Here is a 14048-nt window from a genome sequence, read left to right as displayed (position 1 = left end):
ATGATCGAAAATCAATCTTTCTTGGCAGTTTCGATCAACATTTGTCAAAGCGTGATCTTTCTACGGGCCTTCTGCGAGGGCTTTTCCGCACTCCGTGATTGCCCGCCGCGCCACGGCCCTCTGCCGCTCAGTTCCCAGTCGTGCCGCCCATTGTTCGGCCAACTGGAACTCCACCAGAGCCTCGGTGAGCCGGTTCTTACCCTGCAGAAACGCACCAAGGCTTGCGTGCAAAGCAATCATCCAACGCTTGGTTCGCTCATCATGAGCCGTGGACGCATATTCAAGGGCGCTACGCATCCACACTTCGGCGTTGGCGGCATCTGCGATGGAGAGCATGTGCAGGGCATCGACAGCCAGGAATTCCTCACCAAGATGGTCCGCCAACTCCGCCGCCTGCTCCAAGAGAGGCACAGCCATGGCGGCCCGCCCGTCGGAGTTAAGAACCCGACCGCGCTCAAGGAGGATACGCACACCAACAGTTGGCTCGTCGTCATCAATTTCGTCCAGGAGGGCATCGGCTTCTTCAAACCGGCCCTGCAAACCAATGGCCCGCCCAAGCTGGGTTGCCAACTCAGCGCGCTCGTCGGCGTCGTACATTTCCTCGACCATCGCGGCGCGGAACGCTGCCTCGGAAGATGCAGGATCGCGAAAGTTCCATAGGTGGTCCAGTGTCTTCTGATCCAGCATCAAACCGCTCCTGACCAGCCAGAGGCTGAGGTCTTTAGGTATGCAGTATCAATCTAGTCCCATGTCAGCGCCGTGGGGAGGGGTTTGCGGGCTTGTCAGTTGCCCTGTGGTTTGCGAGCCTGGCCCAGCCAAGTTGTTCCTGTTGCTTGCGGCTCAGCGTCGCCACCACGAGGTCATACGAGTCCTCCACCATGTCCCGGATCATGTCATCCGGCAGGGCGCCGTCCAGGCGGACACCGTTCCAGTGCGTCTTGTTCATATGCCAGGCGCCGGTGATTTCGGGGTTCGCTGCCCGGAGTTGTTCAGCCAACGCGGGCTCGCATTTAAGGCTCACGGACCAGTTGTCCGGATCCATGGTGGACAACGCGAACATTTTGGCCTCCTGACGCGAACCACCCGCGACGGCGGAACGCACCTTGAACACGGAGGTCTCGGGACCGAACGGGAAGTCTTCGAAGGCTCCGGGAAAGCCCAGGCAAATCGAGCGGAGGGTGGAAACATCCATGGGGAGAGCCTACTGGCGCTCCGGGCGGCGGGCTATGTTGATGCCCCGCCTACGCCACGCCCAGGAAGTCCTCCAGCAGCACCACTTCAAGTCCCGCCGCCAACTGGGCAGCGCGGAAAGCAGCGAGGTCAGCGGCGAACTCAGCCCGGAAATGCATGAGCACAATGTCACCGGGACGCAGTGAGTTGCCCACCTGGTAGTCCATCTTCCCGGCGTTCGCCTTCGCCTCCCACGTAACGATTGCCTTCATTCCTGCATCAGCAACGGCCTGGCGCATCACGTTGGAGTAGGCGCCTCCCGGCGGCCGAAAAAGCGTAGGACGGCGGCCGTAGTGCTGGAGCGCGTACTCCTGCATTCCCACCATGTCGTTCAATTGCTGCTGATAGCCCCACTGCCTCACCATGTTGATGTTGTGAGTGACCGTGTGGTTCTCGATCAGGCTGCCTTGGGCTTTGAACGCGTTAAAGAAAGCCGGGTTGTCCGCGATGGTGTCCTTGGTGAGGAACAGCGACGACGGATAGTCGTACTCCGCCAAGAGCTTGATCGACTCCGGCGTTTTGATGTTGCCGTCATCAATGGTCAGGAAGACCACCGGATGCTTGGTCTCGATTTTGGTGATCACCGGAGCCAGCCCACCAACGATCGGCGGCAGCTGGTAATCCGGGATAAACGTGCGGCGGATGCGTTTGGTGGCCGTCGGCGTGGGAGTTGGAGAAGCGGACGACGTCGGAACCTCGCCTCCGACTGCCAGCGCACCGTTCGCCCCCGGCACCTCGGGCGATACAGCAGCGCCACTGGGCGTCAGCGCCGGCGTCGAACTTTCAGCGGCAGTGCACGCCGTCAATCCGGCCACCACGGAAGCGCCTAAAACACTGAAGACGGCCCGTCTGCTGGGCGTGGAAACAGGCACCGCAGAATGGCCACCGAACATGATTGTCCCCCAAGACTCAAGAAATGATTCAGCTGCAATCTAGCAGAGGAATGTGTCCCCGAATCACAGGCCGTAATGCCAGCCTTCACGTGCCGGGCAGGAGTTGACCACCACGTCGAGTCCGGCCTCACGTGCACGCTGCACGGCGTCGTCGTCAAAGACGCCGAGCTGGAGCCATACAGCCCTGGCGCCGATCGCAATCGCCTGGTCAATCACTGCGCCCACGCGTTGGGAGTTCACGAAGCAGTCAACAACATCGATGGGGTGCCTGGCCTCGGGGATGTCCGCGAGGGTTTCATACCCTTTTTCGCCGTGCACGTCCTCGCCCTTAAGGTTGATGGGGATGATCTCCATCCCCATGGTGTCCCGGACGTACAGCGAGACGTCATGCGCGGAGCGCCACGGGTTGGTGCTGAGGCCAACGATGGCCCAGGTGCCTTTTGTTCGCATCAACCGCTCGACGACGGCCGGATCGTTGACATGCATCATGACCCAAGCCTACTCCCGGCCTTCCACGAGCAGTTTTGCCGAATATCCTGCACGTTAGGCATGGTTTCCTTCAGTCGGCCGGTCCCTTCCTAGCGTCGGTCGCCGTGCTTAAGCCACTGCTTCCACTTGTCCGCAGCTGTCCTTAACTGTTTGTCGGTCAGTTGCTTGCCCGTCAGTTGCTTGCCCAAAACGGGAGGCACGTGCGCGGGTTTTATGGCGTCCGATCCCGGCAAAGCAGGCGTCGGCTTCCCGGCACCTTGCAGTGACGCATCAGGCTTAGCGGCGTGCTGCTTCTCCGCCTTGATCGGGGCCGGCTTTGTCTGCAGGTTCGGCGTGGCACTGCCCGGTGTGGAGCCGCCCGGCGCGGAGTTGCCCGGCGTGAAGCCGCTCTGCGTGGCACTGCCCGGCGTGGAGCCGCTCTGTGCGGGGCCGGCCGCTGCTGGTGCTTCGGGGGCAGCGGCGGGAGCGGGGACGGGAAGCACATCCTGTGCCTGTGCCTGTGCCTGTGCCTGTGCCTGTGCCTGTGCCTGTGCGGGAGTTTGGGTACGTTCAACGCGGCTTGGCACGGGTATGGATGAAGCGGTTGGGATCGGTGGAACAGCTGCAGGATCCACAACAGGAGCAGGTTCCGTGCTGACGCGCGGGGCGTCGGGAATCGGCAATACCGGTGCGTCGGCCACTGGCTGAGGCCGGACGTTGCCCAGAAGTTCATCAACGAAGGAAGGGTTCCGGGTGAAGCCGGAACTGGCAGCGGCAACACCGCTGACGCCCAGGCCCATCGCTGCCACCACGGCTACGCTCACTACCGCCGTGCGGTGTTTGTGCCTCCAGCGACGTTTGGAGACTTCATCGTGCGGACCAGCCAGCATGGCGGAAAGCTCCGCACCAGGTGTTGGGGCTGCAAGGTCGGCGAAGGAACCCAGTGAGAGGAGCGCCTGCCGGACGCCGGACGTGGCATCAGCATCAGCATCAGTGGCAATGACAGCATCGGCGTCGAGTAGCAGCTCGTCCACGATTGCTTCGCGTTCACTATCCCTGTATGTCATGGCGACACGTATTCCTTTACTGCCGAGTGCTCACGGAGCGTAATAAGTGCCCGCCGCTGCAGTTGTTTCACTGCCCCGGCGGATTTCCCCATGATGTCGGCAACCTGTTCAACGGTCAGGCCTGCCACGATTCGAAGCGTCAAGACCTCCCGCTGGTCGTCACCAAGGTAGTCCAGAAGTCTCATGACCTCTTTGGGCGCCAAAAGACCCATGGCTTCCGCCTCCGCGGAACTCGCTTCCCGAGTATCCCGTTCCGGCTCAAACTCGTGGTGTTCCGGTGCCCTGCTTTGCTTCCGATGCTCGTCCACCATGCGGGCATGAGCCACCGAGAAGATGAAGGTCCGGAGGCCGTGAACCCCGCCGCTGATGTCATCCAGCCGGGGCAGAACTGCCAAGAACACGTCCTGGGTGATTGCTTCCGGGTCTTGCACACCTTTGGCCGTCAGATAGCCGAGAACCTGGCCGGCATAAGTCTGGTAGACGGCGCCGAACAGTTCCGCGTTATTGCCCTTGAGTGCATGTAGCGCTTCATCGGTCAATGCGTCGGTCACAGAATGAGGCTTTCGATCGGCGGCAGGTCCGTTACTTGGGCCTGGACATCCGCCTTGTCACCAACGGACGACCCCACCAAGGGTAACTGCTCTCCGCGCCGCTTCCGTGGAAGGACCCGCTACCCCGACCAACTCCCCGGCCAACTCGCCGGAGGCCAAACCTTCCTAGACCTCCCCGGAGATCAAACTCTCCCGAAACAAGGAAGAACCGAGCTGGAACATGATGGGGGACAAATTCCAGCTCGGCCCTTTCAATGACGTAATCGTCGCGGCACCCCAAAGGGTTACGCGGGCTACGAACTTTTTTCAGAAGTTTTTTGCAGGCGCATTGAGGTGGGCAGCACTAGGACATCTGCGGCGGATGTCTATGTTCTGGAGGGGCGGTGTCCGGGTAAGGGTGGGGCTTTCGATTGATAGCTGTGTCCGGTGGGGGTGCTGATTTCCAGGGTGTGCGTACCCCCGTGCACGTCGGCATGGACGGTTTTGCTGGTCCAGCCGGGGTTTTCCTTGGTGTGGTTGCACGCCTCGCACAGACCTGCACCGTTGGCGAGGTTCGTTTTCCCTCCGGAACGCCAAGGAAGAACATGGTCGATATGCCGGATGGGCGCATCGCAGTACGGCATCCGGCAGGTATCGTCGCGGGTTTCAATGAAACGCCGAAGCCTTGTCGGGAAGAGCCGGGCTTTGGAGTCCATGCTCAGGAGCTCACCCGTGGCCGGCGCGGTGTAGAGCCGGCGAAGCCAGACACTGAACTCTGCATCCAGCGTTCCCGCGTGATCTTTGCCGGTTCGCCCCGAACCGACTATTTCCCTTCCCCATTCGGCCGGGACTATTCCGTAGCCCTTGAGCCGGGCTGGTTCACTGTCGCCTTGGAACAGGGTGCGGTCGGTCATGACAAGGTCCAGGTTGATCCCTGAAATCCCGCCAGGTGTGCCGGTAACGCGCTCGACCAAGGTATCGGCCATGACCTGACCACGGGTCGGGACAACACCAGAGCCCGCATCCCCGCTGGAACGGGCCGAATCAGCAGCCTGGCAAAGAGCAGCGTAAACCGCCACCCCTTGGGCCACAGGAAGCAGCGCCGTCAGGTACGTCATGGTGTCCGGCGCCGGGCGCAGGCTCACCATCCGTTCAGCGGCGGCACGGCTCGCACGCCCGACCACCGACCGCGGATCCCGCCGATACGCAGCAGCCTTCGCCGCCGCAACAATCGCCTTATCGCCCTTCCCCTCAAAAGTCCCGGTATCGGGAGCGAGCTCCTCATCCACCGCGCACCGGTCCTCAACAGACAAACACGCAGTCTCCTTCACCAGCAGCGTGGCCCGCCACTCATTCAACTGCCCCGACTTCAGAGCCGCCAACGTCCGCGGCATCTCCATTACAAGGGCCTTCGCCAAACCCAGCAACCGGGACCCACGATTCGGCGACTCCCGCCGGGCCAACGCCACCTGAGCACCCACCCCACTGCCACGCTCCGAAACAGGAACACCCGTCTCGGCCTGCTCGGCACGCCGGGCAAGATCAAAAGCCACAGCAACCCGCGCCTGCAAAGCCGTAATGGCCGACTTCATCTCCTCCAAAACCCGCAACTGCTCGATCAAGTCACTGCTCACGGTGCTGACTGGAACCGCGCCGCGCTGAACAGGACCCGCCGGGGCCGTACCGGGCTTAGAGTCGCCAAGGCCTGGACTGGCCAGCCCGACAGCGCGCGCCTCGTTAGCCCGCGTCGGGACCCGAGACGTCAGGCCGAGAGACGAGGCAGGAACAAGCGCATCCGCCACCACCGCGCCCGCCTGCTTATCCCCAATCCGCTCCATGCCCTAACTCTGGCAGCAGCCACCGACATTATTAGCTCCCGGCAACCGGCCACAGCATTTCGGGGGTACAGGTCGGCGTACAGAAGGGAACGGAGAACTATTCCGGCGCGTCCGTTGGGGCTTCGTAGCCTTCGGGGATGGCTGGGACTCCAGCCTCCAAAGCGCCTCCATAAACCCGTGCGGCGACCAGGCGTCCGCCGTCACCCGATACCTTCACATGCAACTCCGATGCAGTATTAGCCGGTAGCTGGTGGATCCGCCGGTTGCCCACAGTCATCGCGTCCAGAAGGTCGGCTCCATCATTGGACACCACATGACGGGTAATTCGCTGTCCGGAACGTAAGTCCTCCACCAGCTCCAGATGGTTGAACGTGACGGGAGCCGGAAACCTCAGGGTCGCTCCGCCGTCGTGATTTTCAACCGACGCTTCCACAGCACCGGAGAGACGACGATCCCGTTCAGCCTTCCACTCCTTGAGCCTCGCGGAATCCTCGACGGAATGAGTCCACGGGTATCGGGAGGCAGGTTCAGGAGGAGGTTCGCACCCATTCCCACCGATTGGTAATAGATGGCAAGCAGGTGCTCCACGGATTTCGGTTCGTCGTCCGGATGCCAGAACCAGCCGCGACGGATGGAGACATCGCATTCCGGCGGCAAGTACTGTTCGGCATGCAGCCCGGAGCTGGAGTCCGTGTACTGGGTGTCGGATGTGCGGTCCACAACGTGGTCCACGGGATCAGACGCCAGTCCGTTCTCGTTACCTACCCAGCGAATGGTGGGCTGGCCCATGTTGAAGATCATGGCGTGGGGCTGGTGTTCCTTAACTACAGCGATGATCCGATCCCAGTCATACTCACGACCCACCAGCCTGCGCCGTCGAACCACAACTCCATGAGCGGACCGTAGCCCGTGCAGAGTTCCGTGAGTTGCTGGACGTCGAAATCGTCGTAGGCGGCGGGGTCGCCATAACAATCAGCGTTCCGATCCCATGGGGACAGGTAGAGACCCAGACCGATCCCCTGCTCCGCACAGGCGTCCGCCACTTCGCGGACGACGTCCCCTTCCCCGGCGCGCCACGGCGAGGACGTAACTGAATAGTCAGTGGTTGCCGTCGGCCAAAGACAGAATCCGTCGTGGTGCTTGGCGGTCGGATCAGGTACCTCGCACCTGCCTCTTTCGTCGTGCGAACCCAGGTGCCGGCGTCGAGTTCCGTCGGGTTAAAATCCGACGCCGGAACGGTGCCGTCGCTCCACTCCTTGCCGGCAAAGGTTTTGATGCCAAAGTGGATGAAGACGCCGAACTCCAGCTGCTGCCAGCGGAGTTGGGCCGGAGTGGGCACAAGATGAGTCACTGGGCGGGTTCCTGTCCGTGGATCAACCATTGTGCCGTGCGGATGATGGCTTCGTCACCGGGCTCAGTTCGCAAGCCCGCGATGTCCGAGCGTGTCACAGCCGCCCCCTCGAAGAGGCTCACGATCGCGGAAGCGACACCGTGAAGTTCCGGCTCCGGTAAGTCCGGCCTCCCCCGCCGCACAATGCCGCCCACATGAGCCGCATACTGCGCATAGAAACTCCTCAGCGCATTTGCCGCCTGCTGATCCGCGGAGGCCAAGGCCCAGATCTCCAGGTGCATCTTCACGTCCTCAAGGGCGGAGTGTTCGTGCAGCAGTGCCGTCAGAAGCCGACGCGAATCATCCCGGGTCAGGCCTTCCACCGAGCTTGCACCAAGGTCGAGCCCGGCCTCCTCCGCGAGCCGCTGCAATGAGCTCTCCAGGCTTCGCTCAAGGACCGCCCGGACCAGGTCTGCCCGCGTAGGGAAGTAATGCTGCAAGTGCCCGATCCGTACTCCGGCAGCTGCGGCGAAGTCCCGCATTGCCGCGTTGGCGTTGCCCTTGGTGACCAGAACTTCTTCCGCAGCGTCAAGGAGCGCCGCCTTTCGCAGGGCGCCCTTGCTTTCGGTCATGCCCTCAATATTGTCACACCGTGTGACTCAAGTTCCGCGAGCCGGGACACAGGATCCGGTGCGGATTCGGGGAACGAAACGCCGGCCCTCGCGCCCTTTGCAAGCACTGTGTGCAGACCCAGCAACCCACCCAGCGCGGTCAAATGCGCCTGGCCTTGCGGATCGGAAATAACCGCAGTTCGTGTTCCGGCCGGACCTTTCACATCTATGCGTATATGTGCCGTTCCGCCTGAGCCGGGCGAATACAGCAACGAGCGACGCAGCGGCGCCCACCGTTCCCCGCTACCCCAGCGGAACAGTCCCACCGCACGCGCGGCGAGCAACGCCGTCGTGGATGTATTGGAACTGAACCCAATCCGGGTTGCCACCGATCCCGCACCGATAGTCAGTGGCAACGTGAACTGTTCAGGTGTGTCTAGCCGCGCCACCTTGGTTCGGTGCCCGGCAATGTCCACCCAGCGCGCGTAAGTCAGGGGGCGTACGACGGCGGCCTGACCGCCTTTGCGTACTTCATAGTCCAGTCCCAGCCGGTCCATGAAGTCCACTGAATCGGCTCCTGCCTGATCGTTGATGTCGTAACGGATTGCGACGTCGATCTGGTCCCCGCCGCCTGCATCCTGGGCCAAGGCTGCTGCGACGATGTTGGTGACCCCGCCCATCCAACCCGAGCTCAGCAGTACAGGAGCGGTTGGCCGCAGGAGGGTGGCCTGGGTGAGTGCCCGGGTAACGCGGCTGGTCCAACGGGTGACGTCAACATACGGAATCCCGGCGCCGACGGCAGCGCGGAGCACCCTGTCATCGGGGTCATTGACGGCGCTGATGACTGCCCGGACCTTGGCGGCGAACGGCTCCGCCTGTTGGAGGTCCCACTTCTGCACTGTCACTTTTTGTTGCTCACCGGGAACGTTGCTGCTGATCAAATGGCTGCCGCGATCAGGGTTCCTCCCCGTCAGCAGCAGGGGCCATTCGGCTGCTGCGAGTCGGGTTAGCGCTGTTCCGACGGTGCCGTAGCCGCCGGCGATCAGCACGGGGCCAGTTGTATCGAGTTCGAGGAAGTCGTTCATGAAATCATTCTAGGTCATTTGACCTAAAATTATTTCACGCCGGCAGGCTCCTCAACCCGTGGCTTCAGCTCGGCATAGGCCCATTCGGCCAAAGTGGTGGGCGTTGTGCTGTGGACGGACCTCGGCTGCTCAGGCGTGAAATCGCCAAGGAAGCCTGTTGACATGCCTACCAGGGAATCAATCTGCGCTGCACTCACCCCGAAGCTCTCCAAGGTGCCTCGCATTGCTTCCTCGGGAATCCGTTCCACATCGAGGGGCGTCCCCAAAGCCTGGGCAATAATTCGGGCAACTTGCTGCCATGAAAGATCAGCCGGTCCGTGAACGGCCTGGACCCCCCGCCCTCGCCACTCCCCTGACAACAAGCGCCCGGCTGCCACCCCGGCGATATCCCGGGGCGACACCCAGGCCATGGGTTGGGTGACAGGAAGGAGGACCTGGAGCATCCCTGCTCGAATCTCGTCCAGCTGGTACTCAAGATTGGTGAAGAAGTAGCCACAGCGCAGATGGAGGACGTCGGCGCCCGTCGCGTTCAACGCGACTTCCGTGGCGGCGAGTCCGTCGATTTCGCCCACACCGTGCCGCTTCTCGGCTCCAACGCTGCTCTGAAAAACCACTCTGTCCACGCCACCCTCGGTGACCGCTCGCGCCGCACTGGCGGCGGCCAGGTTGTACTCGGCCAGAGGATTATCGCCCGCCGGAGGCGGGTCCACCCAGTAAAGGGAGTCGACGCCGGATACAGCCCGGGCCACGGCGTCGCCGTCGAGCAAGTCAACTCTTGCCACATCAACTTCGGATCGAATATCCGCAGCCAGTCCGTCCGGATTCCGGAGTAGCACCAGCGGCCTCACTCCGGCCCGGATCAACATTGGCACAAGATGACGGCCAACATGACCGGTTGGTACCGTCACTGCAATTCGCATGTTCCGCACCTCCAGGTAGTCTCCCTGTTCCTCACGGTAGCCAGTATTGCGGTCCGTTTTTGTCCGCAGATGAGGAAGCATGCCCTGTGACTGACAAAGAAACCGGGAGTAGGCTTCTGGTATCTGCCGGAGCAATACCCTGAGTACGCAAAGGAGAGATCATGACACTGCCTCCAACTCACGAGCCCGAGCCATCTCCCCCGGATCCTGGACCTGTCCCGCCACCGCCGGATCCCACTACGCCGTTCCCGCCGAGCCCTATTCCGGACCCGAATCCCACCCCGGGCCCGTCTCCGGTTCCTGATCCAGGACCTGTTCCGCCGCATCCGGATCCAACTCACTAGCCGGACCATTTCAACGCGGCGCGTTCCCACGCCAAGGAAATAGTCAGTAGGCTTATGTTTGATCTCGTCGGTTTGACCGATGCGAACGAACAGGAGCCACCATGACGTCGTCCCAAGAAACAGCGCCCGTATCCGTGCGCAGGCAATACAAACCTGATCTCTGGAAAGACTCATTGGGCCGGACGGCCATCCGGGCAAGCCAGATATTGCTCGTTCTTACCCTGACAGTGGTGGCAATCTTCGGGCTGTTGCAAATTCGACTGTTGGTCATCCCGGTACTCATCGCGCTGATCCTGGCCGCCGCCATCGGCCCCTTCGTGAATATGCTGCGACGTCGCGGTTGGCGCGGCGGCTTGGCCACCGGCGTCGCATTCCTGGGCCTGTTGATAGTGCTCGGCGGAGTTATCACTGTCATCGTACTGTCAGTGCGCAGCCAATGGAACGAGCTGATCAGTCAGGCAGCGCGAGGGCTGGACGAACTCGAGAACTTCCTGCTGACCGGCCCCTTCCCCATAGACCGGGAGCAGATGAACCAGGCCCGCGAAGCGGTGGTGGAGTTTGCGCAGAGCAGCCAGGTACGGTCCGGCGCAGTCACAGGGCTGTCGGTGGTCACCGAGTTCCTGGCGGGCGCCAGCCTTGTGGTTGTCATCCTGTTCTTCTTCCTCAAGGACGGCGCCAAAATCTGGGAATTCTTCCTGCGGCCTTTCAAAGGAATGCGCGAAGCCAAGCTTCGCCGCGTCGGCAAGCGCACCATGGAGGTCCTTGGTGGCTACGTCCGGGGTACGGCGATCGTGGCGTTGGTGGACACGGTGGCCATCGGCGCTGCACTGCTCATCCTGCAGGTTCCGCTTGCCATCCCTTTGGCCATCATCGTGTTCATCGGCGCGTTCATCCCCTTGGTCGGTGCCACAGTGGCCGGTATTTTGGCGGCCCTAGTGGCACTCGTGGCCAACGGGCCCATAGTGGCACTGATCGTGATCATCGTAGTGATCGCCGTCAACCAGCTCGAAGGTGACCTCCTTCAACCGGTCGTCATGGGCAAGTCCCTGGAACTGCACGCACTGGTCATCCTGATGGCCTTGACGGCAGGCACCATCCTCGCCGGAATCATCGGTGCCGTTCTGGCGGTACCCATTGCGGCCGTCACGTGGGCCATCATTCAAGTCTGGACGGCGGAAGACCCGGACCTCGAACCCATGAATCCGGATCTCCCGCCCGTCAACAGCCAGCCGACGTAAGAGCGCTGCCCTAACCCAGCGCCCTCTTGATGAGTTCCACGATCCTGGCCTCCACCTCAGGCGTGATTTCCGTGAGGGCGAAGGACGTGGGCCACATGGCTCCGTCGTCCAGCTTCGCGTTCTCTTCAAAGCCCAGCGTGGCGTACCGTGCCTTGAACTTATGTGAGCTCTGGAAGAAGACAATGTTCTTCCCCTCCCTGACATAGGCCGGCATGCCGTACCAGGTCTTGGGTGTGAGCTCCGGGGCGTGCTCCTTGACGATTGCGTGGAGGCGCTCGGCCATGAGCTTGTCCGGCTCGGGCATCTCAGCGATCTTGGCCATGACGTCAGCCTCGCCGTCGGCTTTGGTTGCTTTCTTGCGTGGTGCCTTCTTGAGTTCCTGTGCGCGCTCCTTCATCGCGGCGCGTTCTTCCTCCGTGAAGCCGTCGTAGGACTTGGTCTTGTCAGTGGTTCCGGTCTCAGCCATGGCAGGCCCCTCTTCTCTGCTGGATTTCTTGCGGATAACCCAACGATAGGTCTCGGCGGCCAGGGCAGCTTCTCCGAAACTGCTCGATCTGACTGACGAGGATGGGGACTAGTATCGACAACCCCGCGGCGGAGGGGTCCGATCCCGCCAGAGAAGTAGCCCTGAGTCGCGCTTCACAGGCACAAAACCTGTACATACAACTTTCCCCATACGCATGATTGCCGTTCATGACTGGTTGGGCCTGCATATACCCATCCACTAAATCCTTGAGGGGACCACAACCACCAATAGCCGCGCACCCGCACGGCACCGGATTACGGAGCATCAATGCCTGATGTAGACACCGCCAAACCTAAAAGCCCCTCTACCGTGACTCGCTTCGCAGCAATGTCTGCCCTCATGGCCGTTGCTTTGCTGCCAATGGCCCAGCCTGCAGTGGCATCGCCGCACGAACCGCCTGAGGCCCCGACCTTCAGCGTCGACGGTGGACGTTACGAAGAATCGGTCTCGGTCCGATTGAACGCAGCCCCCGGAGAGACTATCCGTTACACGACGGACGGAACCATCCCTACGAAGGCCAGTCCCACTTTTGCCGGCAAGCCGATCCAGATCACGGAAGACATGAATCTCACGGCCCGGGCCTTCAAGGGCAGCCAGCCCGGAGCTGTCTCCAGCGAGGGCTACCTCATCAGGAACGGCGAACAACCCATAGCCCGATTCATGGTCATGTCCGATGTACACGTTGGCGACTACGAAGGCGACCGAAAGCGTTGGGCATCCTATTTCGACACCATCAAGAATGTGCTTGGCACCCCCGACGCCATCCTTTCGAATGGCGACATGATCAACGACAATTGGAACGGCCGCGGCCAGGACCACAAAATCGTGCAGAGGATCTTCGCCGAGAATCTCGAGCGGAAGGGCATGGGCGACACCCAGGTCTTTATGTCGTACGGAAACCATGACGCAACGCTGGCCGAACTCCGCGCTGGGTACCCGAAGGAGTGGTTCCCCGACTCCGGTGGCGGTTACTACCGCACCGAAGTCAACGGAGTTCCCATGATCACCGTCAACACGGAGAACTATTCCACCCAACAGGGCGCATGGCTGCGGGAGCAACTGACTGGCATCACTGCGGACCCGGGATACCGGGACCTGCCGGTCATCATCCAAGGTCACCGGCCCATCCCGGGAACCGTTATGGATGGTCAGCAGACCAGCAATCCACGACTGACCCAGGACCTTTCAGCATTCCCTCAAGCGATCTACTTCTCCGGCCACTCGCACCTCAACTTGAACGACCCTCGATCCATTCACCAAAAGTCATTCACTGCAGTGAATGACTCCAGCTCTTCCTACATTGAGATCGACCACGGCTATCAAATGCTCACGGCTGAGGGTCAACTGGCCAACCGCTTTGAAACCCCCACAGCCCAGGCCGTTGCCGTCGAGGTCTACCCCGGCCGCACAGTCATCAACCGCATCAATTTCAACGCCGATCTCCATGACATTTACACCGACGGCAAATGGTCCGCCAACTGGCAGCCGCCGTACTTGTCCGATGGCACGCTGGCCGGTGAGGCGTGGGAAGTAAGCACCCGCGGGGACAGCAAAAAGATCGTTGAGACGTTCACCTACACGGACGCGAACCGCAACACATCCGGCCCAACGTGGCCCCAGGGTCAACCCCTGGAGGCCGTCGCCGGAGAGGATGGGAATCTAACGTTGCGCATCCACCAAGCGACTGACGACGAGATGGTGCACCACTACAGGATCCGTGTGACACGCGAAGGAAGCAACGACCCGGTCCTGGACACCAAGCTCGCTAATCGCTTTGATGTGGTCCCGGCACCATCCGTCCTGGACGTACCTCTGCCCGTGAAGCGGGATGGTTCCAGTTTCCGAGCGGAAGTGATCGCGGTCGACGCCCAGGGCAATACTTCCCCGGCGACCGTCAGGGCCATCGCGTAGACCAGCCTGGCCACATAGGATCCTCAGCCGAGAGGGCCTGAACACGGCATTGCACCG

General features: G+C 61.6%; 16 protein-coding genes. 2 read left to right on the top strand and 14 right to left on the bottom strand.

Annotated features, from left to right (window positions below):
• Positions 1 to 60 precede the first annotated feature (60 nt).
• The 13 genes from KCX59_RS03355 to KCX59_RS03295 form a co-directional block, all read right to left on the bottom strand.
• Positions 61 to 687 (bottom strand): hypothetical protein, encoded by a 627-nt coding sequence (locus KCX59_RS03355; RefSeq protein WP_179018892.1) that lies wholly within the window; start codon positions 685 to 687, stop codon positions 61 to 63.
• A 64-nt stretch (positions 688 to 751) separates the two neighbouring features.
• Positions 752 to 1192 (bottom strand): MmcQ/YjbR family DNA-binding protein, encoded by a 441-nt coding sequence (locus tag KCX59_RS03350; RefSeq protein WP_179018894.1) that lies wholly within the window; start codon positions 1190 to 1192, stop codon positions 752 to 754.
• Positions 1193 to 1241: 49 nt separating this feature from the next.
• The gene (locus KCX59_RS03345) at positions 1242 to 2048 is read right to left on the bottom strand and encodes a polysaccharide deacetylase family protein (protein WP_243836665.1); all 807 of its coding nucleotides are present in this window, start codon (positions 2046 to 2048) and stop codon (positions 1242 to 1244) included.
• Between the two features lie 138 nt (positions 2049 to 2186).
• Positions 2187 to 2612 (bottom strand): CoA-binding protein, encoded by a 426-nt coding sequence (locus tag KCX59_RS03340; protein ID WP_179018896.1) that lies wholly within the window; start codon positions 2610 to 2612, stop codon positions 2187 to 2189.
• An 89-nt stretch (positions 2613 to 2701) separates the two neighbouring features.
• Positions 2702 to 3658 (bottom strand): hypothetical protein, encoded by a 957-nt coding sequence (locus KCX59_RS03335; protein ID WP_179018898.1) that lies wholly within the window; start codon positions 3656 to 3658, stop codon positions 2702 to 2704.
• Positions 3655 to 4209, bottom strand: a complete 555-nt coding sequence (locus KCX59_RS03330; protein ID WP_091465136.1) for an RNA polymerase sigma factor — start codon at positions 4207 to 4209, stop codon at positions 3655 to 3657. Before KCX59_RS03330 ends, KCX59_RS03335 begins: the two co-directional genes overlap by 4 nt.
• Positions 4210 to 4574: 365 nt before the next feature.
• A complete protein-coding gene (locus KCX59_RS03325; RefSeq protein ID WP_434122625.1) occupies positions 4575 to 6026 on the bottom strand; it encodes an HNH endonuclease in 1452 nt (483 codons plus the stop codon).
• Between the two features lie 97 nt (positions 6027 to 6123).
• Entirely contained in the window at positions 6124 to 6336 is a 213-nt protein-coding gene (locus tag KCX59_RS03320; protein ID WP_434122624.1) for a hypothetical protein, read from the bottom strand.
• Between the two features lie 80 nt (positions 6337 to 6416).
• Positions 6417 to 6827: an alpha-L-fucosidase gene (locus tag KCX59_RS03315; RefSeq protein WP_256871795.1), complete on the bottom strand. Its 411-nt coding sequence runs from the start codon at positions 6825 to 6827 to the stop codon at positions 6417 to 6419.
• Between the two features lie 23 nt (positions 6828 to 6850).
• Positions 6851 to 7219: an alpha-L-fucosidase gene (locus KCX59_RS03310; RefSeq protein ID WP_256871808.1), complete on the bottom strand. Its 369-nt coding sequence runs from the start codon at positions 7217 to 7219 to the stop codon at positions 6851 to 6853.
• A gap of 154 nt (positions 7220 to 7373) precedes the next feature.
• Complete coding sequence (locus tag KCX59_RS03305; RefSeq protein ID WP_179020025.1) at positions 7374 to 7988, bottom strand: TetR/AcrR family transcriptional regulator; 615 nt, start codon at positions 7986 to 7988, stop codon at positions 7374 to 7376.
• Positions 7985 to 9052: a saccharopine dehydrogenase gene (locus tag KCX59_RS03300; protein WP_179020027.1), complete on the bottom strand. Its 1068-nt coding sequence runs from the start codon at positions 9050 to 9052 to the stop codon at positions 7985 to 7987. The genes KCX59_RS03305 and KCX59_RS03300 overlap by 4 nt, the downstream gene beginning before the upstream one ends.
• Before the next feature lie 29 nt (positions 9053 to 9081).
• Positions 9082 to 9972 (bottom strand): NAD(P)H-binding protein, encoded by an 891-nt coding sequence (locus KCX59_RS03295; RefSeq protein ID WP_179020029.1) that lies wholly within the window; start codon positions 9970 to 9972, stop codon positions 9082 to 9084.
• A 445-nt stretch (positions 9973 to 10417) separates the two neighbouring features.
• Between KCX59_RS03295 and KCX59_RS03290 the strand changes: the two genes are divergently transcribed.
• Positions 10418 to 11554 carry an AI-2E family transporter gene (locus tag KCX59_RS03290; RefSeq protein WP_179020031.1) on the top strand — a complete coding sequence of 379 codons (1137 nt, stop codon included), beginning with the start codon at positions 10418 to 10420 and terminating at the stop codon, positions 11552 to 11554.
• A gap of 10 nt (positions 11555 to 11564) precedes the next feature.
• Here KCX59_RS03290 and KCX59_RS03285 read toward each other — a convergent pair whose 3' ends face one another.
• A complete protein-coding gene (locus tag KCX59_RS03285) occupies positions 11565 to 12020 on the bottom strand; it encodes an iron chaperone (protein ID WP_179020033.1) in 456 nt (151 codons plus the stop codon).
• Positions 12021 to 12347: 327 nt separating this feature from the next.
• Between KCX59_RS03285 and KCX59_RS03280 the strand changes: the two genes are divergently transcribed.
• Positions 12348 to 13991 carry a chitobiase/beta-hexosaminidase C-terminal domain-containing protein gene (locus KCX59_RS03280; protein ID WP_179020034.1) on the top strand — a complete coding sequence of 548 codons (1644 nt, stop codon included), beginning with the start codon at positions 12348 to 12350 and terminating at the stop codon, positions 13989 to 13991.
• Positions 13992 to 14048 lie beyond the last annotated feature (57 nt).

The sequence above is a fragment of the Paenarthrobacter nitroguajacolicus genome (assembly GCF_051027655.1).
Classification (GTDB): domain Bacteria; phylum Actinomycetota; class Actinomycetes; order Actinomycetales; family Micrococcaceae; genus Arthrobacter; species Arthrobacter nitroguajacolicus.
This window is presented reverse-complemented; position numbering and strand designations above follow the sequence as displayed.

What these genes read in the sequence shown, in the direction of transcription:
- KCX59_RS03355 (WP_179018892.1), bottom strand. Translation starts at nt 687, where the DNA reads ATGCTGGATCAGAAGACACTGGACCACCTATGGAACTTTCGCGATCCT.
- KCX59_RS03350 (WP_179018894.1), bottom strand. Translation starts at nt 1,192, where the DNA reads ATGGATGTTTCCACCCTCCGCTCGATTTGCCTGGGCTTTCCCGGAGCC.
- KCX59_RS03340 (WP_179018896.1), bottom strand. Translation starts at nt 2,612, where the DNA reads ATGATGCATGTCAACGATCCGGCCGTCGTCGAGCGGTTGATGCGAACA.
- KCX59_RS03335 (WP_179018898.1), bottom strand. Translation starts at nt 3,658, where the DNA reads ATGACATACAGGGATAGTGAACGCGAAGCAATCGTGGACGAGCTGCTA.
- KCX59_RS03325 (WP_434122625.1), bottom strand. Translation starts at nt 6,026, where the DNA reads ATGGAGCGGATTGGGGATAAGCAGGCGGGCGCGGTGGTGGCGGATGCG.
- KCX59_RS03315 (WP_256871795.1), bottom strand. Translation starts at nt 6,827, where the DNA reads ATGATCTTCAACATGGGCCAGCCCACCATTCGCTGGGTAGGTAACGAG.
- KCX59_RS03305 (WP_179020025.1), bottom strand. Translation starts at nt 7,988, where the DNA reads ATGACCGAAAGCAAGGGCGCCCTGCGAAAGGCGGCGCTCCTTGACGCT.
- KCX59_RS03300 (WP_179020027.1), bottom strand. Translation starts at nt 9,052, where the DNA reads ATGAACGACTTCCTCGAACTCGATACAACTGGCCCCGTGCTGATCGCC.
- KCX59_RS03295 (WP_179020029.1), bottom strand. Translation starts at nt 9,972, where the DNA reads ATGCGAATTGCAGTGACGGTACCAACCGGTCATGTTGGCCGTCATCTT.
- KCX59_RS03290 (WP_179020031.1), top strand. Translation starts at nt 10,418, where the DNA reads ATGACGTCGTCCCAAGAAACAGCGCCCGTATCCGTGCGCAGGCAATAC.
- KCX59_RS03285 (WP_179020033.1), bottom strand. Translation starts at nt 12,020, where the DNA reads ATGGCTGAGACCGGAACCACTGACAAGACCAAGTCCTACGACGGCTTC.
- KCX59_RS03280 (WP_179020034.1), top strand. Translation starts at nt 12,348, where the DNA reads ATGCCTGATGTAGACACCGCCAAACCTAAAAGCCCCTCTACCGTGACT.